Source organism: Collinsella sp. TF12-2AT, from assembly GCF_003436735.1.
Taxonomy (GTDB): Bacteria; Actinomycetota; Coriobacteriia; order Coriobacteriales; family Coriobacteriaceae; genus Collinsella.
The window spans coordinates 123,106-147,956 of the sequence record NZ_QSQK01000004.1; the positions used below are offsets into that span (position 1 = coordinate 123,106).

Below are 24,851 nucleotides of genomic sequence, written 5' to 3' on the forward strand. Positions count from 1 at the left end.
GATGTGGCGCGGACGTGCGGAGCGTGTGAATGCTCGCTGTTAGCGCTGCGGCTCTGTGGCGCGCACCTGCTCGATGACCTTTTCCATCGTGGCGTCGATGCGGTCTTTTTTGAGTTCGCATTCCCAGATGGTTATGGGCGTCCAGCCCATTTGAGTGAGCGCTGCCACAGCAGCACGGTCGCGCTCGACGTTGCGACGGAACTTTGCCTCCCAAAACTCAACGTTGCGCTTGGGCTGGCTTGGGTTGCACTTGGGGCAGCGGTGCCAAAAGCAACCGTTGACGAAGATGGCGATCTTGCGGCCGGGGAAGGCGATGTCGGGCTTGCCGGGTACCTTCCATTCCAAACGATAGCCCGTAAGGCCCGCGGCCCGTAGGCGCTGACGTACGAGCAGCTCGGGCTTGGTGTTGGCGCGCTTGTTGCCCTTCATGGACTTTTTGATGGCGGCGCGACGGCGGACCAGTTCGCGCTCGTCAGCGGAGAGGTCCGAGGTATCGATGCCGTCGAGCAGGCCGGGCTTGGGACGCTTCTTGCTGCGGCGCTTAGGTGCGCGCTTGGGCTCGGTGGAGGGCTCGTCGGTCGCGGTGGCGTCGGCGTAGTTGGCAGTGCCGTTGGCCTCAAGCCGATCTTCCCTCAACTCAATCAGAGCATCGATAAGCCCTTTGTCGGCGGGCATCCACTCAACGGTGGCAAGCGAGGTGCGCGGAATCCAGCGGATATCGAGCTGGCGGTCGTGCTTCTGGGGCTCATCGGATTCATCGGCGAGCGAGCAGTAGTAGCACTCCATGGAGAGATGGAAATCGGGGTAGTCGTACTCAACGGTGTAGAAGTCACGCAGGTTGGTGACCTTCACCTGCAGCTCTTCCATGAGCTCGCGGCGCACGGCGTCCTCGGGCGTCTCGCCGCGCATGAGCTTGCCGCCTGGGAACTCCCAAAGTCCCCGCATGTCGCCATAGCCGCGCTGCACGGCAAGCAGCTCGTCAGATCCTTCCTTGCGAATGATCCCAGCGGCAACATGAACAGTCTTCAACAGGAGTCCTCTCTCAACATCAACAAGTGACAGGCTAGCTACCCGTACCTTACACAACGGTAAGGCAAGCGTAAGCCATATCGATGGTAGCCGACTCGGCTCCCTGCGACTATAGATGCCGTAGACTAATCGCAAGAAAGGACTCGGTATGCAAACCACGCACATGGCGACCCCGGTACTGGAGGTCGCGCATCTCGAAAAGGTATATGGAGCGCTGGGCAACGTGACCCGCGCGCTCAACGACGTCAACTTTACCGTCAACCGCGGCGAATTCGTCGGCATCATGGGAGCCTCGGGCTCGGGCAAGTCGACGTTGCTCAACTGCGTGTCGACCATCGATGCCGCCACGAGTGGCGCCATCCGCATCAACGGCCAGGATGTGACGCGCATGAAGCAGGCCAAGCTCTCGCAGTTCCGCCGCGAGGAGCTGGGCTTTATCTTCCAGGATTCCAACCTGCTCGATACGCTCACGGCACGCGAGAACATCGCCCTGCCGCTCACCATCGCCCGCGCAAACTCGGCAGAGATTTCGACCCGCGTGCAGGATGTGGCAGCGCGCCTGTCCATCAGCCAGGTGCTCGACAAGTATCCCTACCAGATGTCCGGTGGTCAGCAGCAGCGCGTTGCCGCGGCTCGCGCGCTCGTCACCGACCCCACTATGATTATGGCCGACGAGCCCACCGGCGCCCTCGACTCCAAAAGCGCTCGTCTGCTGCTCGAGAGCCTGGAGGCCCTGAATCGCCGCCTGCGCGCCACGGTACTCATGGTCACGCACGACAGCTTTGCCGCCAGCTACACGAGCCGTGTGCTGTTTATTCGCGACGGCAAGATCTTCACCGAGCTGCGCCGCGGCGATACCGACCGCCGAGAGTTCTTCGACCGCATTATGGAGGTCGTTGCCATGATGGGCGGTGAGGGCTCCGATGCTCTGTAAACTCGCTTGGGGCAACGTCCGCCGCGCCGGCCGCGATTACCTCGTCTACTTGCTGACGCTCACCCTAGGCGTCACGGTCTTCTATGCCTTTAACACCATCTCGATGCAGGTCGACATCGCCGGAATCGATGAAAAGGGCTTGGCGCAGGTAATGGGCAGCATGCTCGGCGACCTGACGTACTTTTTGGCCGGTGTCATGGCCTTTTTGATGGTGTATGCCAATAACTTCATCATGAAACGCCGCAAAAAGGAGTTTGGCCTGTACCAGGTGCTCGGCATGGGGCGCGGGCGCGTCGCCACGATCATGGCGCTCGAGACCGTGATAGTATCGGTCGTGGCCTTTGTCGTCGGCATTGTGCTGGGTGTGGGACTCTCCCAGCTCATGACGTTCTTTACGGCCTCGCTTTTTAAGACACAGATCGCCAATTTCCACTTCTTTTTCTCGGTGCATGCGTTCAACCTGACCCTTGCCTGCATGCTCGTAATGTTTGTGCTCACGCTACTGCTGAACCTTCGTGCCGTGCGTCGTACCAAACTCATCGAGCTTATGGGTGCCGAGCGTCGCAACGAGAGCATCAAGACACGCAACCCCTGGATCGCGATTGCCATCTTTGCCGTGGGCGTGGTGCTTGTGGGCGTGGCCTATTACCGTCTGCTACGTGATGGGTTCCCGCTAACCGCGACGGACAGCAAGCTGCAAGAGGCCATGAACCAGTTTGGTATTACGACCGCTATGGTTACCGTGGGCACCTTTGCCCTGTTCTGGGGACTCTCGGGCATGCTCATCAAGCTGCTGCAGAGCCTGCGCGGCGTGTATTGGCGCGGCCTCAACATGTTTACCGTGCGCCAGCTTGCGGCCAAGGTCAACACGGTGTGCTTTTCGATGGGCGTCATCGCGATGCTCCTGTTTTTGGCCATCACCTCGGTGACGTGCGGTATGTCGATTGCCAACGTGATGAACGAAAACCTGGAGCGCTATAACCCTGTAGACGTGTCTCAGACGTATGTCTATTACACGCCCGATACGTTCGACTACTACAAAGAGTACGTCAATCCGTCTGATGAAGCCGATCGCATGGTGCCGGCCGATACAACGGTCGATTTGTACCCCGCATGGCACGGCAGGGACAGTTCGGCGGACAACAACGACGAGACCGGCAAGAAGGTCGATATCGCCGATGTTGCCGGTGAGCATGTGCAGATCGATTCGTATCTGAGTTACCCGTTTGGCGGCTCGAATCCTTCGGTGACCCCAAGTGAGATGTGCAAGATCATGGGCGAAAAGCTTCCCAAGGCGTTCGGGGGTAGCAATGCCGATACGATGGGTCTGTTTGTGACGCCGGCGAGCCAGTACAACAAACTGCGTCAGATGATGGGTGAGGAGCCGGTGCACATCGGTCACGACCAGTATCTGCTCACGTGTGATATGGGCGGCGAGCTGGTCGACCTGTACACCAAGTATATGGCTGGTGGCCATGCCCTTACCTTGGGCGGGCATACGCTCAAGCCCGCAACCGATAAGTCGGACGAAGATACGGCGGCCATCGCCAACTCGGCGATGGGCAGTAATCCGGGTACCGTCGTCGTTGCCGACGAGCTGTTGTCCCAACTTAATCTGCAGCCGTATTCCAGTAGCCTGCTCGTTAACTACAAACAGGGGATGGATACGACCGAGGCAGACGAGAGCATTAAATACACTCTGCTCGACGATCTGCTCGTTGACGGCAAGAAGCCGGGGTCGTGGGGAACCTTCATCACACGCTCCGAGATGTACACGCAAGCAGCGCAAATGAACGGTCTTATTAGCTACCTAGCCATCTACATCGGCTTTGTATTGGTCGTTGCATGCGCGGCGATTCTGTCGATCCAGCAACTCTCCAACGTGGCCGATGGCAGCCGCAGCTATCGTGTGCTGGCACAGATCGGCTGCGACGACCGCCAGATTCGCCATTCGGTGATGGCGCAGCAAGCGGTATTCTTCCTGTTCCCGCTGGCAGTGGGCCTAGCGCACTCCTTTGTGGCACTTAAGGTGATCATCGAGCTGGTGAGCATATTCGGAAATATGAGCATCGGCGGCACCGTGGGCCTCACCTGTGCGATCTTCCTGGCAGCCTATGGTGGCTACTTCCTGGTGACGTACCTCATGAGCGCCGGCATGGTACAAGCTGCCATCGCCACCCGCTACAGCGAGTAGCAGACGGGCAAAACCGTCGCAAAACCAACGCAAACAACCGCCGCGGAGGGAGTCGGCCCCCTTCCGCGGCGGTTTTTTGCCTTTCCGGTACGCCTCAGATGCAAGTGAGTAGACTTTTTTGGATCTGCCGAGCACATCGCGACAAATGCTCGGTAAAACCGCAGGTCAGCGCTGTGGCGATTTGGGGTGTGCTCGGCTTCCTGCAAGAAGTCTACTCACTTGGTTTTTGCTGCTAGAAGACCGCCGCGAGGGAAGGCAACTCCCTCGCAGCGGCCGACGTTTGTCCAGATAAAACCTGCCAAAATAAACCTGTCCCTTTTTGGCAGGTTATCGCTTCCAAAAGTGGAGGATCAACGTCGTGCGGTTTTGCTGCTCGGTTTTGACCAGGATGTTGTGGATGTGGGTCTTGACGGTGCCCACGGCAAGGAATAGCTCGTCAGCGATCTCTTGGTTCGATTTGCCCAGCACAACCAGACGCATAACTTCGGTCTCACGGTTGGAGAGCTTGTAGGCGTTGCGATAGAAGGGCATCTGCTCTTCGATGTGTCGATCAAGATCGCTGACGTTCTTTTCCTCGGGTGCCTCCTGCATGCGGATTGAAAGCACGTGGTAGGAGTAGATGATCAGCAGAATCGCAAAGTAGCAGGCAAAGACGTTTTCGCTAAAGTTGCGCTCGGACAGATATAGTTGCAGCCAAGAGGGCGCCAGACTCATGGGGACAATCAGAATGTTGTAGAAATCCTCGGCAACGATGCAACCGACCAGAATAGCGCCGATAATCAGGTGCTTTTGTTGGTTGTTGACACGTGCCTTCAGCTCGACTTGTGTGCTCTTGCGTGCCGTCCAAAAGATATATAGCCCCACGAAAACAAGGAATACCTGACGCATCGTGTAGTAGAGCCATTGATGAATGGGGCCGTAGGGGACAGCGACGATAATCAGCGACTCGCACAGCAAAAACGTTAAGACGGGGATAGCGAACTGCTTTTTAGAATGTTTGTCGAGCAAGTCCATGGCAATCAGCCAAATAAAAGCCTGCGAAGCGGTCGCCACAAGGGTCCGCAACACAGGCATGGTAATGGAGTAATAGTCGTTGGCCGGAAAACTCTGGTTTTGCAGCGTGTATTCAAAAAAGAAAATCTCGGTCATCTCGATGGCATAGCAGATAAATACGCCGCTGCCATAGACAAAGAAGCGTCGACGAGATGAGGCATAGGCGGCAAGCGAAAGCACTGCCGTCACAATACAGATCACGAGTATTGCTAGGGTATAGAAGAACATCAGAGTGTTCATCTGTCACCGTCCCATCTCATTTAATCTATGGCCGAGCTCTGTATACCTTGTGGGATATAGACGTCTCAACCCTTCGTTTCATTGCGGATTAGGCGCCGAGATACAGCATAGCCGTATACCGTTCGCGGTTCTAGATGGTAAACCCCCTGTAAACTCTTGACCTGCGGGTTTATATTGGTTTAGAGGGGATGTAACTCCGTGAACGGTCTTTAATCCCGAATAAACTAGGTAAAAATTGCATACGGGTGAATGATGGTCTTGTCAACACGAGGCGTGATGTTCGAGCGCCTCATAGTAATAGTCGGCAAGACCGGCGGAAAGGAAATCGACATGGCACTGCCTAAGGATTTCATCGACACCAACGACTTCACCAAAGAGCAGATCCTGGCTATCGAGGATCTTGGCCTGGCAATGAAGAAGGCCATCAAGGTTGACGGTTATTATCCGCACCTGCTCCGCAACAAGAGCCTTGGCATGATCTTCCAGCAGGTTTCCACCCGCACCCGTCTTTCCTTCGAGACCGCTATGACCGACCTCGGCGGCCATGCTCAGTTCTATGGCCCTGGCACCATCCAGCTCGGCGGTCACGAGTCCCTGGGCGACACCGCTCGCGTTATGGGCTCGCTGCTCGACATCATGATGGCTCGCGTTGACCGTCACAAGGACGTCGTCGGCCTCGCCGAGGGCTCCGCTGTGCCCGTCATCAACGGCATGTCCGAGTTCAACCATCCCACGCAGGAGATGGGCGACCTCATGACCATGCTCGAGAACCTCCCCGAGGGCAAGAAGATCGAGGACTGCACCCTGGCCTTCATCGGCGACGCCACCCAGGTCTGCGTCTCCCTCATGTTCATCGCTTCCAAGGTCGGCATGAAGTTTGTCCAGTTTGGACCTAAGGGCCACCAGATCCCCGACGGCGGCCTGCACGTTGGCACCGTCGAGGAGCGCGCCGAGTTCGGCAAGCAGATGATGGCCATCGCCGAGGAGAACTGCAAGGTCTCCGGCGGCTCGGTCGTCATCTCCGACGACATCGAGTGCATCAAGGGCGCCGACTTCATCTACACCGACGTGTGGTATGGCCTGTACGACGAGGAGGTCTCGGGCGAGAACTACATGGACGTGTTCTATCCCAAGTATCAGGTCACCATGGACATGATGAACTTCGCCGGCGCAGGCTCCAAGTTCATGCACTGCCTGCCGGCCACCCGCAACGAGGAGGTCGTCGACGAGGTCATGGACGATCCCGAGCGCTCCCTGTGCTGGGTCGAGGCCGAGAACCGCAAGCACTCCATCCGTGCTCTCCTTGCCGCCCTGGGCAAGCGCACCCCGCTCAACGACGAGGGTGTCGAGTACTCCGCCAAGGCTGAGCTCCACGCCGCTCTCGAAGCTCTCGAGCAGCTCTAAGCCTTAAGCCTGCTAAACGCACGTTTGCGGGCGGCGGATGCTCGTCTCCTGTCGCCCGCTCACCGAGGCCCAAGCAATTGCCTTAATACCTTAGGGCCTCGGATCTGTCCAAGACTGAGCGAAGGAGCTCATCATGAGCGACGGAAAGAAAAAGCTTTCCTTTTTGACGGTCATTTCGACCATCATCTGCGTCGTCTTCGTTTGCGAGGCCGCCGCTCCTGCTGCTGCCATTGGCAACCAGCAGTTCTTCTGGTGGATCTTCCTGATCCTGACCTTCCTGCTTCCCTACGGCATGGTTGTTGCCGAGCTCGGTACCACCTATGACGGCGAGGGCGGCATTTACGACTGGGTACGCGATGGCCTGGGCGACAAATGGGGCGCCCGCATCTCGTATTACTACTGGGTCAACTACCCGCTGTGGATCGCCTCGCTGGCTACCATGTTCCCCGACATTTTGGGCATGGTCTTTGGCGTCGAGTTCAACTTGATCGCCAAGATGGGTATCGATCTTGCCTTTGTGTGGATCGTCTACCTCATGGGCCGCTCCAAGGCGGCCGACTCCGAGTGGGTCCTTAACGGCGGCGCCATCATCAAGGTCGCCGTCGCCGTTATCGTTGGCGCTTTGGGCATTTGGTATGCCATGGAGAACGGTTTTGCGAACGACATGTCCGCTGCCACCTTCCTGCCCGAGCTCACCAACACCAACGCTCTCGGCTACCTGTCGATCATCATCTTTAACTTCATGGGCTTCGAGGTCATCTGCACCATGACCGACGACATGGCCGATCCCGCTCGCGATATCCCCAAGGCTATCATCGTCGGTGGCCTGTCCATCGCCGTGATCTACCTGTTCGCTGGCTTTGGCATCGGCGCTGCGGTGCCGGCCGATTCCATCGACCCCGACTACGGCATGATCGTCGCAGTCCAGACCATGGTGGGCGACTCCATGATCTTCAAGGTCATCTGCATTGCCTTCCTGATCACCCTGTTCGCCAACATGGCTGCCTGGTCCTTCGGCGTCAACTCTGTTGCTCGCTATGCTGCCGAGCACGGCAACATGCCCAAGGTCTTCGCCTCGATGATCTCGGATGACGACATGCCCAACGGCGCCAACCTGGTCAACGCCATCGTTGCCTCCCTGGTGCTGTGCCTGCAGCTCGTGCCCATCGACGCCATCTCCAACGGTGTCTTCTGGATGCTCTTCGGCACCTCCGTCGTCTTCCTGCTGCTCACCTATATCCCGATGTTCCCGGCGTTCCTCAACCTTCGTAAGAACGACCCCAACCGCGAGCGCATCTTCACGTTCCCGTTTAAGGGTGCCATGATGAAGGTCATGCTGGCCATCCCTTGCATCGAGCTGATCCTGGCCATCGTTGCAACGCTGATTCCGTTCTCAGTCGATGAGATTGGCGATAAGGTCCCGATGATCGTTATCTTCATCGTGCTTTTGCTTATTGGCGAGGTTGTCCGCGTCGTCAGTGCTAAGGGTCGCGAGACCGAGTACAAGGGTCTCACCCCCGAGCTGGCTGCTCAGCGCCTGGCTGAGGAGGCTGCCGAGGCCGAGGAGAACTAAAGCACCCGGATTCGGGGCTCCAACCCTCCTCGCGTACCAAAGTACGCTTCGTCGGGCTTGTCGCTCCCGACTCCGGGCACTCTAGCCTCTTCGGGGGCGTGCCCAAAGCGACAAATTTGCTAACCATTCCCTGGGGCGGGTGCGAGCGATAGCTCCGGTAACCACCGCCCGCCCCAATTTCTCTTTCGTATCCTTCGTGCGTATGTCTCCGCGCACTTGGCTACGTCGTCGCTCGCCGGTGCGACTCCGTGAAAACCGGTACCGGGCGCCCCGACCTTTGCCGGGGAACGGGCGCCTACCATCTCTTGGTTTTAGGCTGCGGGTAACCCGCCCGCAGCAAGCGATCGTTCGATTTGGAGGAAATCTTATGCGTACGATCACCGAGTCCGAGTCCACCCCCAAGGCCGACGGCTTCTTTATGCCCGCTGAGTTCGCCCCGCAGGATCGCGTGTGGATGGGCTGGCCCCACCGCACCGACACCTGGGCCCACGGCGCCAAGCCGGCTCAGAAGCAGTATGCCGCCATCGCCCGCGCCATCGCCGAGTTCACCCCGGTTACCATGTGCGCCAACCAGGTCGACTATGCCAACTGCAAGGCCGTCTTCGAGGAGGACGAGAACGTCACCGTCATCGAGATGACCACCGACGACGCCTGGTTCCGCGACACCGCCGCCACCTACGTCATCAACGGCAAGGGTGAGAAGCGCGCCAACCACTGGCACTTCAACGCCTACGGCGGTCTCGTCGACGGCCTCTATTTCCCGTGGGACAAGGACGAGCAGATCGCCCTTAAGATGGCTGAGCTCTCCGGCTGCCGTCGCTATCGTCCCGATGACATGATTCTCGAGGGCGGCTCCATCACCGTCGACGGCGAGGGCACCCTTGTCGTGACCGACCAGTGCCTGCTTTCCCCGGGCCGCACCTGCTCTGCGGTTCTGGAGGAGGAAGAGGATCCCGAGTCCATCTGGCCCAAGTACCACAAGAAGTTTGAGCCCTGGAGTGAGGAGCTTCGTGCCTACATGGACGAGCACCTCAAGGATTACCTGGGTGTCGAGAAGGTCATCTGGGTCAAGGAGGGCATCGACCCCGAGGAGACCAACGGCCACATCGATGACGTCGCTACGTTCATCGCCCCGGGCGTCATGGCCTGCATCTGGACCGACGATCCCGAGTATCCGTTCTACGAGCAGTGCCACGCTGCCTACGAGACCCTCTCCAACGCCGTTGACGCTAAGGGCCGCAAGATGAAGGTCTACAAGCTCTGCATGCCCGTGAACCCGCTGTTCATGGACCAGGCTTCCTGCGACACCATCGACGCCGACGAGAACGCCGAGCCGCGCGTCCCCGACGAGCCGCTGATCGCCTCTTACATGAACTACCTGGTCACCAACCACGGCGTTATCGTCCCGCAGTACGGCGACGAGAACGACCAGCTGGCCGTCGACACGCTCCAGAAGATCTACGACGAGGTCTGGGGCGAGGGCGTCTACAAGTGCGTCGGCGTTCAGTCCGAGCAGGTCGTCTTCGGTGGCGGCAACATCCACTGCATTACTCAGCAGGAGCCGTCCGCTTAATCGTCTGACTTTCCGAGGCACCCCATCTCGCCGCTCAAACCGTCGCTCGCGTACCAAAGTACGCTTCGCTCCTCTTTCGCGGCGACCTGGGGCACCTCGAAAACCCAGCCGATCAATCGGACAATCGGCGAATCGAACCATCTTGGGGCATTGATGGTCGGCTTGCCCGATGTCTTGGTCGGTTGGGTTTTCTTTGGGCACTCCGTTGCCTCCACTTCGGAGTGCCCTTTTCTTTGATTGAGTACGCGTCTGGCCTGGGATTTTTTGCGGGTTAGGCCAATTGTTCGCTTGAATTTCCCAGGTCAGACGCGTCTTCAATTGCCGAAAGTTATCGGTCGTGAACGCGACCGTTTTGATCGGAGTATCTATGTACCAGCGTATCGTTATCTACACGCGCCTGTTCCGCGAGCGTTGGTCCAACAATTGCATCCTCTCTTCTCTTTGGGATGGCACCTGCACCGGTGACGCGGCCTGCAACCCTACCTTGGGCTGCGCCTTCGGTACAGATGCCATCCTTTTTGCTGTAGGGGGAGCGTGTCGTGGCAGGTAAAAAGTTCTCCCTGTTCGAGGTCATCCTCTCGGTTATCTGCGTTGTCTTTACCATCGAGGCGGCCGCTCCGGCATCTGCCATGGGTAACGTGCAGTTCTTCTGGTGGATCTTCCTCATCATTACGTTTTTGCTTCCCTATGGCCTGGTGGTGGCCGAGCTCGGTACGGCGTTTGATTCCGAGGGCGGCCTGTACGATTGGGTTCGCCTGGGCTTGGGCGACCGTTGGGGCGCCCGCTGCTCTTGGTGCTACTGGGTTAACTTTCCGCTGTGGGTGGCAAGTATCGCCTGCATGTTCCCCAGTGTCATTAATGCGGTGTGGGGTATCGAGTTTTCACTCGGGATCCGAATCGCCATCGAGATTGTCTTTGTGTGGGGCGTCACGGTCATGGCAATGCAGCCGGTGGCCGAGGCAGATTGGGTCATGGACGGCGGCGCCGTCATCAAGGTGCTCATTACCGCTGTGGTGGGAATCGTCGGCATTTGGTTTGCCTGCAATAACGGCTTTGCCAACGACATGTCGTTTAAGACCTTCATTCCAGATCTGGGCGACACCAATTCGTTGACGTACCTATCGATTATCCTGTTCAACTTTATGGGCTTCGAAGTGGTCGCGACCTTTGCCAGCACGATGAAGAACCCGTCGCGTGATATCCCCAAGGCGGTTATTGCCGGTGGCGTGGCCATTGCGGCGATCTACATCATCTGTGGCATTGGCATTGGAGCCGCGGTTCCCACCGAGCAGCTTTCACTCGATTCGGGCATTGTGGACGCAGTCGCCGCTATGGTGGGGCGCACCCACCCGCTGACGATGGTCGTGGGCGTGGCCTTTTTGGTGACGCTGTTCGCCAATATGATCTGCTGGAGCTTTGGCGTCAACAACGTAGCGAGCTATGCCGCGCGCCATGGCAACATGCCGCGTCCCTTTGCGTTGGTGTCCAAAAAGACCGGCATGCCCAACGGCTCGGCGCTCATTAACGGCTGTTTTGCCAGTCTGATGCTGCTGCTCCAGATTCCGCTGGGTGAGGGTTCCGACGTCTTTTGGGTTTTCTTCTCGATGAACGTCGTCTTTCTGCTCATGAGCTATATCCCCATGTTCCCAGCGTTTTGGCGTCTGCGCAAGCACGATAATCGTTCGCGTGTGTTCCGTGCGCCTTTCGAGGGCAAGGTGCTCGCGGTGGCGCTTGCGATGCCGGTGGTAGAGCTCGTGCTTTCCATTGTTGCGACAATCGTGCCGCTTAACAGCTCGCCCGCCGAGATGTCAAAGTTGCCGATCCTCATGGGTGTGGTGATCGGCGTGTTGCTGGGCGAGGTTTCGCGCCTCATATCGCGCCGCGGCCGCAGCATCGACAATCCCGGCGTTGGCGCATAGGGGTCAGGTTATTTTGCACCAAAACAGTAGCGCCGCGAGTTACGCAGCGCTTGGTGCATCTTGGATTACTGTTCGCGGTGCTCGGGATCGGAAACGAGCTTAGGCGCAAAGTAGGGGACGTGGCCCAGGTACGGGCGGCTGTCCGAACGCTCCTCGGCGATGCAGGGGACCTCATCGTAAGTAAGTGAGTCGCTCAGGTGGGCGATGGCCTTGGCGGCAGGAGCGACGAGCATCTTGAGCGGTGCGATAGGCGCCATGGCATCTCCTTTCCTGTATGCGACCCGTGCTTTGGCGCGAATGTATATGCCGCAAGTCTAGCATCCCGCCCAGGAGAGCTTCAAACCACCACAAAGGGGACAGGCACCTTTGTGGTGGTTTTGGCGTTTGCCCAGATGAAACCCGCCAAAATGAACCGGTCACCAGGAGAGGAAATGGCGTTGGGCGAGAATTTGGTTTGTTAAATAGGGTCCCGACCTGGGCTACTTATAGATTGTGGAAAACTCTATTGTCAGATTATGGCGAATGCTGCTGTAGGATTATGACATGCGCTACTACAGCCTATGGCAACGTACCTCATGAGCGCCGGCATGGTGCGAGTTGCCATCGCCACTCGCTACAGCGAGTAGCAGGCGGGCAAAACCACCGCAAAGCCGTCGCAAAACCGCGATGAACAACCGCCGCGAAGGGGGACGGGCCCCTTTCGCGGCGGTTTTTTGCCTGCCTGGTGCGTCTCGGATGCAAGTGAGTAGACTTTTTGGGATCTGCCGAGCACATCGCGACAAACGCTCGATAAAACCGCAGGCCAGAGCTGCGGCGTTTTGGGGTGTGCTCGGGATCCCGCCAAAAGCCTACTCACTTGGTTTTCACGGTTAGTAAACCGCCGCGAGGGAAAGCAGCTCCCCCGCGGCGGTCTTAACGTTCGCCCAGATAAAACCTGTCACCACAAGGGGGATGGGCGCCTTTTGTGGTGGTTTTGGTACTTGCTTAGCGGGTTAGCCCTGCGTGTCGCCTCCGTACATGTAGACGATAAAACCGTCGCCGGTGTCTTGACTGTGATCCTCCAGGATGCGCTTCATGTTGAGGTGCTCGTAGAACTGCCAGTCGGAGTTGCAGTCGCTCATCAGGAAGAACTTGGTGCAGCCTGCCTTGGCGAGCTCGGCGCGCGCAAGGTCGATAAGCGCGCGGCCGAGCCCCTTGCCCTGCCACTCGGGCACGATGATGGTCAGGTTGAGCTGGCCCTGGGCATACTCGTTGCCTGTGGCGGCAAAGCGATCCGCCGTGGCCTTTTCGCGACTGTCGCCGAAGAGCGAGCCCTCGAGCTTGGCGTCGGCAGCCTTTGCCATTTCGGTTGCCTGGGCGAGCATCTCGTTGTAGCAGGACTCCCACGTGGGGTTGGTGCGCGGCTTGCCGTCCTCGAAGATGCCGATGCAGCAGGCGGCGATAATGCGGCCCTCGGCCTCGGCGACAAGCGCGATAGGTGAGCGTTGCAGCTGCATAGCGATGTTAAAGCGCGCGCAGAAATCGGCAGCTTCGACGTCGCCGCGGTTGCGCAGCGTGTTGCACCACAGCTGGTTGTAGATGGCGGCGATGCCGGTCAGGTCGTCGAGCGTGGCGGCGCGCAGGGTTACGTTGTCAAGGCTCATGAAGGCTCCTTCCAAGTTGGGTCAGGCCACCTCTGAGTGTGACATGGACGCAGGGCGGCCGCATCAATCATTCGGCAGGCGAGCCCCGATCCCTCGGGGACGGAGGAAAAGGGGTCACGAGTGAGGATTTTCGGACGCTTGCCCGACGAGAGTGGATAATCTCCCACTTTGAGCGCGAACATGGGCCAAAAACGGGAGATTATCCACTCTCGTGGTGAGCGGGCCCTTGTGTCGATTCATTCCCTTTTTAGTAGGCTGTGCTTGCACTTTAGCGTGCGACAGCGGATAATGCCGAGCACTCGACAATACGCTTTTTGCTCTCTCTATAGATTGAGGAGGCCCCTATGGCCATGGATTTCAAACGCAGGCTGCCGATCCCCATGGAGATCCGCGAGGAAATGCCGCTTTCCGCCGAGCTTACCGCTAAGAAGCAGGCATTCGACGCCGAGGTCGCCAAGGTCTTTACCGGCGAGGACGCGCGCAAGGTGCTCATCATCGGCCCATGCTCTGCCGATCGGGAGGATTCGGTCCTCGAGTACATGAACCGCCTGGCCAAAACCGCCGAGGAGGTCAAGGACAAGCTCATCATCATCCCGCGTGTCTACACCAACAAGCCGCGCACCAAGGGTACCGGCTACAAGGGTCTACTGCACAATCCCGACCCCGAGGCGCCCGATGACCTGCTCGAGGGCGTCAAGGCCATTCGCCACATGCACCTGCGCGTCATCGAGGAGACCGGCTTCTTTACCGCCGACGAGATGCTCTACCCCTCTAACTATCAGTACCTTGTCGATCTGCTGAGCTACGTCGCTGTGGGCGCGCGCTCGGTCGAGAACCAGGAGCATCGCCTGGTGTCGAGTGGCATTTCGGTGCCGGTGGGTATGAAGAACCCCACTGCCGGTTCCACCACCGTCATGCTCAATTCCATCTACGCCGCCCAGGCGCATCAGAGCTTTATCTTCCGCAACTGGGAGGTCGAGTGCGACGGCAATCCGCTCGCGCACGCCGTTATGCGTGGCTACATCGGTCTCGATGGGCGCACCTACCCCAACTACCACTACGAGCACCTCGAGCGCCTGGCCGAGCGCTATACCGAGCACGCCGGCTATGCCAATCCGGCAGCGGTCATCGACTGCAACCACGACAACTCGGGCAAGCGTCCGCTGGAGCAGTATCGCATTTGCAAGGAGGTGCTCGACAGCTGCCGCCGCAACGAAGCCATTTCAAGGCTGGTCAAGGGCTTTATGATCGAGTCCTACCTTGAGGACGGCAACCAGCCGGTCGACGGCGGTGTCTTTGGCAAGTCGATCACCGATCCGTGCCTGGGCTGGGAAAAGACCGACTACCTCATTCACGAGATCGCGGAGCGGGTTTAGTTACGCGGGTTTTCGCTGACTCTGCCAAGACATCGGCGGTCCCGTTGCTGCCGGGCACTCATTGGGGACAGACTTAAATGAGTGCTCGCAGAATGAGAGTGGATAATCTCCCGTTTTTAAGTAGTCGTTGGACGTTCTTGTTTGACTGGTCGTTTAAGAACGTCCCCAATGACTACCCTGTTGGCCTTTTCCAGGCCCTGTGGGCAAAAAATGGCAAATATGAGTACTGTTGCTATCGTAGTGTCATATTGCCGGCATAAGATAATAGACATAACAGAAAATATGTTCATTAACCTTAACACATATAAGCCCGCTATAGAACTATTTGAGTAATTTAGGGGCGCTTGCAAGCCGTGCGGGCAGCATATGGGGCTGTTTTGGCTGTTACTAAAAAGGTAACAGTACTCATATTTGCCATTTTTTGCCCACAGGGGCTGGAAAGGACCGTCAATTCGGCTCCAGGGGATGCGGCCCAAGGGCCGCAGAACGAAAAATGGGGGCGCTGGTTGTCCTGCGCCCCCATTCTTTGGGTATTGCGGTTGTTTGCCGCCGGTTTTACGCCGCCTCGTCGAACTGCGAGTTGTACAGGTCGGCGTAGAAGCCGCCCTGGGCGAGCAGTTCGTCGTGTGTGCCCTTCTCGACGATGTCGCCGTCGCGAATCACCAAGATTACGTCGGCGTTGCGGATTGTGGACAGGCGGTGCGCGATGACAAAGCTCGTGCGGCCCTGCATCAGCGCATCCATGGCGCGCTGAATAAGCTCCTCGGTGCGGGTGTCCACGTTGGAAGTCGCCTCGTCTAGAATCAGCGCCGGGCGGTCGGCCAAAATGGCACGGGCGATGGTCACGAGCTGGCGCTGACCCTGCGACAGGTTAGTGCCCTCCTCGTTGATCATAAAGTCGTAGCCACCGGCGAGCGTATGGATAAAGTGGTCGCAGCGTGCGGCGCGTGCGGCGGCCTCGACCTCGGCGTCGGTCGCATCGGGGCGTCCGTAGCGGATGTTCTCGCGGATGGTGCCGTTAAACAGCCAGGTGTCCTGCAGCACCATGGCAAACTCGCCGCGCAGCGCCGCGCGGTCCCAGTCGCGCACGTCGACGCCTTCGACGCGCAGCGAACCGCCGTCCACGTCGTAAAAGCGCTGCAGCAGCTTAATGAGCGTGGTCTTGCCGGCGCCGGTGGGGCCGACGATGGCAATGGTTTGGCCGGGCTGCGCCTCGCAGCTAAAGTCGTGGATGATGGTCTTGTCGGGCGTGTAGCCAAACTTGACATGGTCGAACTCCACGTGGCCGGGGCGCTTTTCGGGAATCTGCGCGTCGGCCTTTTGCTCCTCCTCGGGCGCGGCCAGGAACTCAAAGACGCGCTCGGTGGCAGCGGCCATCGACTGCATCGTATTGCTCACGTTGCCCAGTTGCTGTACGGGTTGCGTAAAGTTGCGAACGTACTGGATAAAGCTCTGGATGTCGCCGGGCGTGGCATTGCCGGTCAACGCGAGCTGTGCGCCCACCACGACGACGCCCACATAGCCCATGTTGCCCACCAGGCTCATAAGCGGCATCATCAGGCCCGACAGGAACTGCGAACGCCAGCCGCTAATAAAGAGTCGGTCGTTTTGACGGTCGAACTCCTCGATCGAGGCCTCGGCGCGGTCGAACACCTGAATGACGTTCTGGCCGGCAAAGTCCTCCTCGATAATGCCGTTGACGGCGCCCAGAACCTGCTGTTGCTCGCGGAAGTACGGCTGCGAGAAGTGAATCATCACGACCAGGATTATCGCGGCGGCCGGCAGCGTGAGCACGGTGACGCCGGTGAGCGGCAGGCTGATCGACAGCATCATGACGAGGACGCCGATAATCTGCGTCACCGACGTGATGAGCTGCGTCACGCTCTGGTTGAGCGACTGGCCCAGCGTATCGACGTCGTTAGTGATGCGGCTGAGCACGTCGCCCTTGCTGTGTCCGTTAAAGTAGCTCATCGGAACGACGGCGATCTTGGCGGCGATCTCCTTGCGCATGCGATAGCAGATCTTTTGCGTGACGCCGGTCATGAGCCAGCCTTGGATCAGGCTGCAAACAGAGCTCGCCAGATACAGGCAGAGCAAAAAGCCGAGCGTCTTGGCGATCCAGTCAAAGTCAACGTCGCCGGTGCCGTTGACCTTGGCAACCAGACCCTCGAATAGCTTGGTGGTGACCTGGCCGAGTACCTTGGGTCCCACGATATTAAAGACGACCGAGCACACGGCAAAGGCGACGGCGGCAAACACGGCAATCTTGTGCTGGCCGATATAGCCGAGCAGCTGCCTCATGGTGCCCTTAAAGTCCTTGGCCTTTTCGCCGCGACGCATGCCGCCCATGCGGCCCATGGGTCCACGCTGGCGGGTGGGCTTGGGAATCTGAGTCTTGGTTTCGTCTGCCATTAGCGCTCGCCTCCTTCCATAACGGCTTCAATCTCTTCTTGGGTAAGCCCCAGCTCCTCGGCGGAAAGCTGTGACTGTGCGATCTCCAGGTACGCCGGGCAGCTGTGCAGCAGCTCCTCGTGCGTACCGGTGCCCACCACGTGGCCGTCGTCGAGCACGATGATCTGGTCGGCGTGCATGATGGTCGCGATGCGCTGGGCCACGACCACGAGTGCGGCGTCGGTAACGTTTTTGGCCAGCTCCTCGCGCAGGCGAGCGTCGGTCTTGTAGTCGAGTGCGCTAAACGAGTCATCGAACACCACGACCTCGGGCTTTTTGGCCAACGCGCGGGCGATGGCCAGACGCTGGCGCTGACCGCCCGAGACATTGGAGCCGCCCTGACTGATGGGGGAGTCGTAGCCGCCCTCGCGCTCGGCGATAAAGTCCTCGGCTTGGGCGATGCGTGCCGCCCGGTGCATGTCATCATCGCTCACCATGTCGCCGGCAAATTTAAGGTTGCTCTCGACGGTGCCCGAGAACAGGCGACCCTGCTGCGGGATGTAACCAATGCGGCGGCGCAGCTCGGAAAGGGTCATGTCACGCACGTCGATACCATCGAGCGAAATGCTGCCACCCGTGACGTCGTACAGGCGCGGAATCAGCTGCACGAGCGTGGACTTGCCCGAGCCCGTGGAGCCAATGATGCCGAGCATCTGACCGGCGTGCGTGGTGAAGTTCACGCCGCTGATGACGTCGGCGCGGGCAGCGGGATACTGGAAGCTCACGTCACGGAAGGTGAGCTCACCGCGCGGCGCGCTGGCAGCAGGCAGTTTGGGCGAGGCAGGGTCGTTGATGCTCGTGGGGCAAGTGATGACCTCTTCCACGCGCTCGACCGCGACCTCGGCGCGGGGCAGGATGACCGAAACCATGGTGAGGATCATAAACGCCATGACGATTTGCATGGTGTAGGAGATAAACGCCATCATGTTGCCGACCTGCATCACGCCGTCGGACACGCCCTGCGCGCCAAACCAGACGATAAGCACGGTGATGCAGTTCATGACGAGCATCATGAGCGGCATCATAAAGCTCATGGCGCGGTTGGTGTAGAGCTGCGTGGTCATCAGGTCGAGGGACGCCTGGTCAAAGCGCTCGAGCTCATGTTCCTCGCGGTTGAACGAGCGGATGGGCATAAGACCGTCGAGCAGCTCGCGGGCGGTAAGGTTCACCCGGTCCACAAAGCTCTGCATCTTTTTGAACTTGGGCATGGTGAGACCCATAAGCACGCCGACGACGGCCGAGACCGCGATGATGGCCACGGCGATGGTCCACTCCAGGCCGGTATGGTTGGCCAGGACGCGCGTGACGGCGACGATGCCCATGACGGGGGCCATCAGACACATGCGGATAAACAGGGTTGCGGCCATCTGGATCTGCTGAATGTCGTTGGTGCAGCGGGTGATGAGCGAGGCCTGGCTAAACTTGCCCACCTCGGCCGGCGAGAAGTGCATAACCTTGTTGAAGGTCTCGCGGCGCAGGTCGCGGGCGATGGAGCAGGCGGTGCGCGAAGCCACGGCGCCGGTCAGGATGGTGGCGACGAGCGACACGAGGCACAGCCCAAACATCGTGGTCGCCATGCGGCCCAGGTAGGCGTTCTGCACGTCGGCGGGGTCGATGCCTTGCGCTTTGTACTCTTCTTGTACGTAGGTCACGGCGCGCTGGGTGACGATGGACCCCGACATGGAGCCCATTTTATCTGCCATTTCGTTGGCGCTTTCGACGAGCTTGCTTTGGTCTACCAGACCGCCTTCGATGCCCAGACGCAGGCTCTTCATGGTGATCTTACCGCCGTCTGCATCAATCTGCTTTTGCATGTTCTGGGCCGCCGTGGCCTTCTGCTGCATCTCGGCGAGCTGCTCGGGCGTCATCGCCGCCATTTGCTCGGGCGTGGGCATGGCCTGAGCGGCGTCGCTGTCTTTCTCGCTGGACGTGCCGGTCATGTCGCCCATGGAGTCGGCGTCGATGCCTTGGTTGAGCGAAAGGACGACGGTCTCGGGCAGGCTCATAATGTCGGCGAGCTTGCTGCCGTCGGCGCGCTCGTCCTCGGTGCCATTGTACGTGCGAATCCCGTTTTTGTCTGCCTTGCCAAACGCAGCCTCTACCGTCTTGGCGTCTTTGGCGCTCATAAAGAGTTCGAGGTCGTCGAGCGATTCGGAGCGGATGGTGTCGGGCACGGGCGAGGCGATGCCGCCTTGCTGCACGCCCACGTCGACGATGTCGCTCATATAGGTAGGCAGCGCCAGATCGGCGTTGCAGCTGATTACGATAAGTACGATAGCTGCGAACAGTGCCAGGACATGCTTTTTAAAGAGCTTGAGAATCCTCACTCGGCATCTCTCCTTTCTTGGTTGCGGTCGATAATTTCGTTGGCACGTCTTAGAAGGCGCACCATCTCTTGGGTATCTGTTTCGCCGAACTGCTCAAGGAAGGCCGCGGTGCGGTCCTCGAATTCCCGACGCTTGATCTCGAGATCATGGAATCCCTTGTCGGTCACCGTGACGTGTACGCGACGACGGTCGGTCTTTGAGTGCTCACGCTCAACCCAGCCCTTGGCTTCGAGAGCGCGTAGGATATTGGCGATGCGGGCGCTCGAGACCCAGGCACGATTGGCGAGTTCGCTCGGCGTGAGCGAGCCGCCAGCGAGCATGAGAGCGCGCATGACGGCCATCTCGCCGCCGAGAGCTTTGTCCGCAAAGCGCGAAATGCGCTGATGCATGCTGCCAAACTCAGTTAAGAGTTGACGCCCAAGCTCATGGAAATCGGTATCTTCCACCGAAAACCCCTAACACTAGAAACTATTTTCGGTGAAAGATGATACCCGCATATTCGGGCCTCATGCAGTGGGCAATATAAAGAGCGCATAAAGAGTTAAAAAATTCAATTGCTGAAGCGTTTCAAAGAACTACTATGCCCGCGGTTAGGCGAGGGGTTGTCACCACCATGACGACTGGGACTCATTTATCGCCACGTGCGATGCTCCAACTTCCCGCAAGGAGACACCTGAATCAAGGGGGTTGGAGTCATGGCATTTGACTTCACGGGCAAAACCGCGATCGTTACCGGCGGCACTCAGGGCATTGGCCTCGAGATCGCCAAGGGCATCGTCGCGGGCGGCGGACACGTCGCGCTCATCGCAAGGAACGCTGCCAAGGGCGAGGCCGCTGTGGTCGAGCTTGGCGAGGGCAACAAGTTCTATCAGCTCGATGTTGCCGATGCGCCCAAGGCGCGTGAGACCGTCGAGCAGATTTTTACGGACCTGCCGCAAACCAACATCCTGATCAACTGTGCTGGCGTCATCAGCACCAAGAAGTTCGACGAGATCGATGACACCGAGTGGCGTCGTACCATCGACATCAACCTCAACGGTACCTTCACTATGATGAATGCTGTGTACCCGCACTTTAAGGCGGCCCATGCCGGCACTATCGTCAACGTGAGTTCCGTTGCGGGCAAGATCGGTGGCGGCCTGCTCGGCACCGCGGCTTACGCGAGCTCCAAGGCCGGTGTTAACGGTCTAACCAAGGCAGTCGCCAAGGAAGGCGGCAAGTTTGGCGTCCGCTGCAACGCCGTGTGCCCGTCGCTCACCCTTACCGATATGACCTCGATTCTCTCTGACGAGAACTCTCAGCGCATCATCAACGGTATTCCTCTGGGCCGTGCCGCCCAGGCAAGCGAGCCCGCGCAGATGGTGCTCTTCTTTGCCTCCGACCTTGCCAGCTTCGTGAACGGCGAGATCGGTGACTGCGACGGTGGCATCGTTCTGGACGGGTAATACCCCGCGACGTTAATTCGGCGACGGCTCCTGCGACTCGGGACCGTCGCCTTCTTTCTGGCACAGGAGCGTGTGACCGCGTGTCGCACGCATCAAAAGGAGATATAAATGAGTGAATCGACTGCGGTGGAGGCGCCGGCGGCAAAGGAGCCGTTCTTTAAGATGTCCTCCATCCCGGGTGCCAATATTTTGGTGCCGCTTTTGTTGGGCTGCCTGCTCAACACGCTGTTCCCCGACCTATTCAAAACGCTCGGCAGTTTTACGCTTGGCATGACTCAGCAGGGCGCAGGCCCGCTTGTTGGCGCTTTTTTGCTCATCGTCGGTACGACGATTTCGTTTAAGAGCGCTCCTGCCGCCGCTGCCCGCGGCGCCATCATCATCGCCGTCAAGCAGATCGTGGTCGTTGCCGTGTCGCTGCTCATCCTTTATGTGTTCAACGACAACCTGTTTGGTATCTCGGCCATGGTGATGCTGGCCGCTTGCACGGGTGCGAACAACGCTATGTACGCTGGACTGATGGGCACCATGGGCAATGAGGCCGAACGTGGTGCCGTCGCAATCACCACGCTGGTTGTCGGCCCTCCGGTCACGATGATCGTGCTCGGCGCTGCCGGTCAGGCTCCGATCGGCTGGTCGCTCGTGGGCGCCATCCTGCCGATCGTCGTCGGCATTATCCTGGGTAACCTCTTCCCCAGCTTTAAGAAGATGATGGCACCGGCACTTTCCGCCATCATCGTGCTCGTCTTCTTTGCCATGGGATCGACCATGACCTTTGGCCAGCTTATCAACGGTGGTCTTCCCGGCATCCTGCTCGGCGTGATCTGCTCGGTGGTCTTTGCAATTCCCGTCATCGCGGTCGATAAGCTCACGGGCGGTACGGGTGTCGCAGGTGCGGCCATTTCGAGCTGCGCCGGAGCCAATGTGGCCACGCCTGCTGCCATGGCAAGCGTCAACGAGGCCATGTACGGCGGCGCGGTGCTCGCGACGGCTACGGCGCAGGTCGCAGCATGTGCTATCGTGACGGCCATTTTGACCCCGCTGGTCACCAGCTGGTGCTACAAGCATTTTGAGGGCCAGGGCCACAGCAAGGCAACGACCGACAAGGCCGCCGCAGCCGCCTAATGCCAAGCGGCAATCAAAGCTAAATAACTAGCCATGCCACAGGGCGGCCCCGGGGGAAATCCCGTGGCCGCCCTGTAGTTTCTGTGGGGTCTCTGGGGCACTTTACTCTGCTAAAGCTGGCATAACAGCTAGAGTGAAGGACGTATAAAGGCAAGGGGAAATATCAAGCGAATCGGTGAACGGTAGCTGATGGTGGGAGCGTTTCCTGCGGATTTGTTAAAAACAACCTTATGGTATAAAAAAAGAAACATATAACAGCCCTGATGAAGGGGGTGGCTATGTTATCCTTCTCAAACGGGTGAAATCTTGGGTTTTGGGTTGCAGTTCCAAGGTGGACAAACGTTTTTCCCTGTACCAACGTGTGGTGAAGAACGGAAGAAGCCGGTAGTGCAAGCCGATAATTCAAGAATTCAATAAGCAGCGGTGTGAGAGAGCGCCGCATTACACGTAACTAGGAGCGTGGTTACACAATGCAGGAGGCATGGGAAGGCTTCAAGGAAGGCATCTGGACGGGAGAGGTTGACGTCCGAGACTTCATCCAGAAGAACTACACCCCCTACGAGGGCGACGAGTCGTTCCTCGCCGGCCCGACCGAGCGTACCAAGGAGCTGTGGGGCGAGGTTCTCGACCTGCTGCTCAAGGAGCGCGAGCAGGGCGGCGTCCTCGATATGGACACCAAGACCGTCACAGGTATCGTGAGCCACCCCGCTGGCTACATCGATAACGCCCACCGCGAGATGGAGACCATCGTCGGCCTCCAGACCGACAAGCCGCTCAAGCGCGCGCTGCACGTCAACGGCGGTATCCGCATCGCTTGCCAGGCTGCCAGCCAGCACGGCTACAAGATCGACGAGAACGTTGTCGAGCGCTACACCTTCGAGCGCAAGACTCACAACGCCGGCGTCTTCGATGTCTACACCCCCGAGATGCGTGCCTGCCGTTCGGCCCACATCATCACCGGTCTGCCCGATGGCTATGGCCGCGGCCGCATCATCGGCGACTACCGTCGTGTCGCCCTGTACGGCGTCGACTACCTGATCAAGGACAAGGAGGCCCAGAAGGCTTCCACCCCGACGGTCATGACCGCCGACAACATCCGCGATCGTGAGGAGCTGCAGGAGCAGATCCGCGCCCTCGGCGAGCTCAAGATGATGGCCGAGACCTATGGTTTCGACATTTCCAACCCTGCTACCAACACGCAGGAGGCCATCCAGTGGATGTACTTCGCCTACCTCGCTTCCGTTAAGGAGCAGAACGGCGCCGCTATGTCCATCGGCCGCACCTCTACGTTCATCGACATCTACGCTGAGCGCGACCTTGCCAACGGTACCTTCACCGAGGAGCAGATCCAGGAGTTCGTGGATCACTTCATCATGAAGCTCCGCATGGTCAAGTTTGCCCGTACCCCCGAGTACCAGGCCCTGTTTACCGGCGATCCGCAGTGGGTCACCGAGTCCATCGGCGGTATGGGTGTTGACGGCCGTACGCTCGTTACCAAGATGAGCTACCGCTACCTGCACACGCTCGAGAACATGGGCACCAGCCCCGAGCCCAACATGACCGTTCTGTGGTCGACCCGTCTGCCCGAGAACTTCAAGAAGTTCTGCGCCAAGACTTCTGTCGCCAGCTCCTCGATCCAGTACGAGAACGATGACCTCATGCGCGTCTATCACGGCGACGACTACGGCATTGCCTGCTGCGTGTCCTCCATGCGCATTGGCAAGGAGATGCAGTTCTTCGGCGCCCGCGCCAACCTGGCCAAGTGCCTGCTGTACGCACTCAACGGCGGTGTTGACGAGGTCTCCAAGAAGCAGGTCGGCCCCAAGTATCGCGCCGTCGAGGGCGACACGCTCGATTACGACGACGTTGTGGCCAAGTACAACGACATGATGAAGTGGCTCGCTGGCGTGTACGTCAACTCGCTGAACATCATTCACTACATGCACGACAAGTATTGCTACGAGCGTATCCAGATGGCTCTGCACGACAAGCACGTGCACCGTTGGTTCGCTACGGGCATCGCTGGCCTTTCCGTCGTGGCCGACTCCCTGTCCGCCATCAAATACGCCAAGGTCCACCCCGTCCGTGACGAGAACGGCATCATCGTCGACTTCGAGACCGAGGGCGAGTTCCCCAAGTACGGTAACGACGACGACCGCGTCGACCAGATCGCTCACGACGTTGTGCACCAGTTCATGGAGTACATCCGCATGAACGACACCTACCGCAACTCCGTGCCCACGACCTCGGTTCTGACCATCACCTCCAACGTCGTGTACGGCAAGAAGACCGGTTCTACGCCTGATGGCCGCAAGGCTGGCCAGCCCTTCGCCCCGGGTGCTAACCCCATGCACAAGCGCGATAGCCACGGCGCCATCGCTTCGCTGTCTTCGGTTTCCAAGCTCCCGTTCCGCGATGCTCAGGACGGCATCTCCAACACCTTCTCCATCATCCCGGGTGCGCTCGGCAAGGAGGACCAGGTGTTCTTTGGCGATATCGACCTTGATCAGCTGGGCGAGTAACTATTGTTAGTGCTATACTAACAATAACGATTACTGATTAGTGCGC

The 24,851-nt window shown here is 58.9% G+C and carries 17 protein-coding genes; 10 read left to right on the forward strand and 7 right to left on the reverse strand.

Annotated features, from left to right (window positions below):
- Positions 1-39 precede the first annotated feature (39 nt).
- Positions 40-1,029, reverse strand: a complete 990-nt coding sequence (gene vsr, locus DXD24_RS04370; protein ID WP_117564690.1) for a DNA mismatch endonuclease Vsr — start codon at positions 1,027-1,029, stop codon at positions 40-42.
- Positions 1,030-1,177: 148 nt separating this feature from the next.
- Here vsr and DXD24_RS04375 point away from each other — a divergent pair, with 148 nt between their 5' ends.
- Together DXD24_RS04375 and DXD24_RS04380 are read left to right on the forward strand one after the other, a co-directional pair.
- Positions 1,178-1,963, forward strand: coding sequence for an ABC transporter ATP-binding protein (locus DXD24_RS04375; RefSeq protein ID WP_117564692.1), 786 nt, complete (start codon positions 1,178-1,180; stop codon positions 1,961-1,963).
- The gene (locus DXD24_RS04380) at positions 1,953-4,157 is read left to right on the forward strand and encodes an FtsX-like permease family protein (protein WP_117564693.1); all 2,205 of its coding nucleotides are present in this window, start codon (positions 1,953-1,955) and stop codon (positions 4,155-4,157) included. Before DXD24_RS04375 ends, DXD24_RS04380 begins: the two co-directional genes overlap by 11 nt.
- A gap of 327 nt (positions 4,158-4,484) precedes the next feature.
- Here the strand turns inward: DXD24_RS04380 and DXD24_RS04385 are convergent, their stop codons facing one another.
- Positions 4,485-5,450 carry a response regulator transcription factor gene (locus tag DXD24_RS04385; RefSeq protein WP_117646252.1) on the reverse strand — a complete coding sequence of 322 codons (966 nt, stop codon included), beginning with the start codon at positions 5,448-5,450 and terminating at the stop codon, positions 4,485-4,487.
- 330 nt (positions 5,451-5,780) lie between these two features.
- Here DXD24_RS04385 and ptcA point away from each other — a divergent pair, with 330 nt between their 5' ends.
- From ptcA to DXD24_RS04410, 4 genes are all read left to right on the forward strand, one after another.
- Positions 5,781-6,854, forward strand: a complete 1,074-nt coding sequence (ptcA, locus tag DXD24_RS04390; protein WP_117646253.1) for a putrescine carbamoyltransferase — start codon at positions 5,781-5,783, stop codon at positions 6,852-6,854.
- Positions 6,855-6,987: 133 nt separating this feature from the next.
- On the forward strand, positions 6,988-8,427 hold the full coding sequence (locus tag DXD24_RS04395) for an APC family permease (RefSeq protein WP_117646254.1): 1,440 nt from the start codon (positions 6,988-6,990) through the stop codon (positions 8,425-8,427).
- Positions 8,428-8,794: 367 nt separating this feature from the next.
- Positions 8,795-10,000 (forward strand): agmatine deiminase family protein, encoded by a 1,206-nt coding sequence (locus DXD24_RS04400; RefSeq protein WP_117646255.1) that lies wholly within the window; start codon positions 8,795-8,797, stop codon positions 9,998-10,000.
- Positions 10,001-10,539: 539 nt separating this feature from the next.
- Positions 10,540-11,919, forward strand: a complete 1,380-nt coding sequence (locus tag DXD24_RS04410) for an APC family permease (protein WP_117564704.1) — start codon at positions 10,540-10,542, stop codon at positions 11,917-11,919.
- A gap of 65 nt (positions 11,920-11,984) precedes the next feature.
- Here DXD24_RS04410 and DXD24_RS04415 read toward each other — a convergent pair whose 3' ends face one another.
- Together DXD24_RS04415 and DXD24_RS04420 are read right to left on the reverse strand one after the other, a co-directional pair.
- On the reverse strand, positions 11,985-12,176 hold the full coding sequence (locus DXD24_RS04415; RefSeq protein ID WP_117564706.1) for a hypothetical protein: 192 nt from the start codon (positions 12,174-12,176) through the stop codon (positions 11,985-11,987).
- Between the two features lie 735 nt (positions 12,177-12,911).
- Complete coding sequence (locus DXD24_RS04420; protein ID WP_117564708.1) at positions 12,912-13,562, reverse strand: GNAT family N-acetyltransferase; 651 nt, start codon at positions 13,560-13,562, stop codon at positions 12,912-12,914.
- Positions 13,563-13,906: 344 nt separating this feature from the next.
- On the opposite strand from DXD24_RS04420, the gene DXD24_RS04425 reads away from it, so the two are divergent.
- Positions 13,907-14,938 carry a 3-deoxy-7-phosphoheptulonate synthase gene (locus tag DXD24_RS04425; protein ID WP_117564710.1) on the forward strand — a complete coding sequence of 344 codons (1,032 nt, stop codon included), beginning with the start codon at positions 13,907-13,909 and terminating at the stop codon, positions 14,936-14,938.
- 555 nt (positions 14,939-15,493) lie between these two features.
- On the opposite strand, the gene DXD24_RS04435 is transcribed toward DXD24_RS04425, so the two are convergent.
- The 3 genes from DXD24_RS04435 to DXD24_RS04445 are packed head-to-tail and all read right to left on the reverse strand — an operon-like array spanning position 15,494 to position 20,162.
- Positions 15,494-17,350, reverse strand: a complete 1,857-nt coding sequence (locus DXD24_RS04435) for an ABC transporter ATP-binding protein (protein WP_117564714.1) — start codon at positions 17,348-17,350, stop codon at positions 15,494-15,496.
- Entirely contained in the window at positions 17,350-19,716 is a 2,367-nt protein-coding gene (locus tag DXD24_RS04440) for an ABC transporter ATP-binding protein (protein ID WP_117646256.1), read from the reverse strand. Before DXD24_RS04440 ends, DXD24_RS04435 begins: the two co-directional genes overlap by 1 nt.
- Positions 19,713-20,162 carry a MarR family winged helix-turn-helix transcriptional regulator gene (locus tag DXD24_RS04445; protein ID WP_117646257.1) on the reverse strand — a complete coding sequence of 150 codons (450 nt, stop codon included), beginning with the start codon at positions 20,160-20,162 and terminating at the stop codon, positions 19,713-19,715. Before DXD24_RS04445 ends, DXD24_RS04440 begins: the two co-directional genes overlap by 4 nt.
- A 249-nt stretch (positions 20,163-20,411) precedes the next feature.
- Here DXD24_RS04445 and DXD24_RS04450 point away from each other — a divergent pair, with 249 nt between their 5' ends.
- The 3 genes from DXD24_RS04450 (at position 20,412) to pflB (ending at position 24,805) form a co-directional block, all read left to right on the forward strand.
- A complete protein-coding gene (locus DXD24_RS04450) occupies positions 20,412-21,161 on the forward strand; it encodes an SDR family NAD(P)-dependent oxidoreductase (protein WP_089572357.1) in 750 nt (249 codons plus the stop codon).
- Between the two features lie 108 nt (positions 21,162-21,269).
- Positions 21,270-22,283 carry a 2-keto-3-deoxygluconate permease gene (locus tag DXD24_RS04455; RefSeq protein ID WP_117564719.1) on the forward strand — a complete coding sequence of 338 codons (1,014 nt, stop codon included), beginning with the start codon at positions 21,270-21,272 and terminating at the stop codon, positions 22,281-22,283.
- Positions 22,284-22,753: 470 nt separating this feature from the next.
- On the forward strand, positions 22,754-24,805 hold the full coding sequence (pflB, locus tag DXD24_RS04460; RefSeq protein ID WP_089572355.1) for a formate C-acetyltransferase: 2,052 nt from the start codon (positions 22,754-22,756) through the stop codon (positions 24,803-24,805).
- Positions 24,806-24,851: the final 46 nt, after the last annotated feature.

Coding starts and splice junctions, on each gene's coding strand:
- DXD24_RS04375 (WP_117564692.1), top strand. CDS start 1,178: ATGCAAACCACGCACATGGCGACCCCGGTACTGGAGGTCGCGCATCTC.
- DXD24_RS04380 (WP_117564693.1), top strand. CDS start 1,953: ATGCTCTGTAAACTCGCTTGGGGCAACGTCCGCCGCGCCGGCCGCGAT.
- DXD24_RS04385 (WP_117646252.1), bottom strand. CDS start 5,450: ATGAACACTCTGATGTTCTTCTATACCCTAGCAATACTCGTGATCTGT.
- ptcA (WP_117646253.1), top strand. CDS start 5,781: ATGGCACTGCCTAAGGATTTCATCGACACCAACGACTTCACCAAAGAG.
- DXD24_RS04395 (WP_117646254.1), top strand. CDS start 6,988: ATGAGCGACGGAAAGAAAAAGCTTTCCTTTTTGACGGTCATTTCGACC.
- DXD24_RS04400 (WP_117646255.1), top strand. CDS start 8,795: ATGCGTACGATCACCGAGTCCGAGTCCACCCCCAAGGCCGACGGCTTC.
- DXD24_RS04415 (WP_117564706.1), bottom strand. CDS start 12,176: ATGGCGCCTATCGCACCGCTCAAGATGCTCGTCGCTCCTGCCGCCAAG.
- DXD24_RS04420 (WP_117564708.1), bottom strand. CDS start 13,562: ATGAGCCTTGACAACGTAACCCTGCGCGCCGCCACGCTCGACGACCTG.
- DXD24_RS04425 (WP_117564710.1), top strand. CDS start 13,907: ATGGCCATGGATTTCAAACGCAGGCTGCCGATCCCCATGGAGATCCGC.
- DXD24_RS04435 (WP_117564714.1), bottom strand. CDS start 17,350: ATGGCAGACGAAACCAAGACTCAGATTCCCAAGCCCACCCGCCAGCGT.
- DXD24_RS04450 (WP_089572357.1), top strand. CDS start 20,412: ATGGCATTTGACTTCACGGGCAAAACCGCGATCGTTACCGGCGGCACT.
- DXD24_RS04455 (WP_117564719.1), top strand. CDS start 21,270: ATGAGTGAATCGACTGCGGTGGAGGCGCCGGCGGCAAAGGAGCCGTTC.
- pflB (WP_089572355.1), top strand. CDS start 22,754: ATGCAGGAGGCATGGGAAGGCTTCAAGGAAGGCATCTGGACGGGAGAG.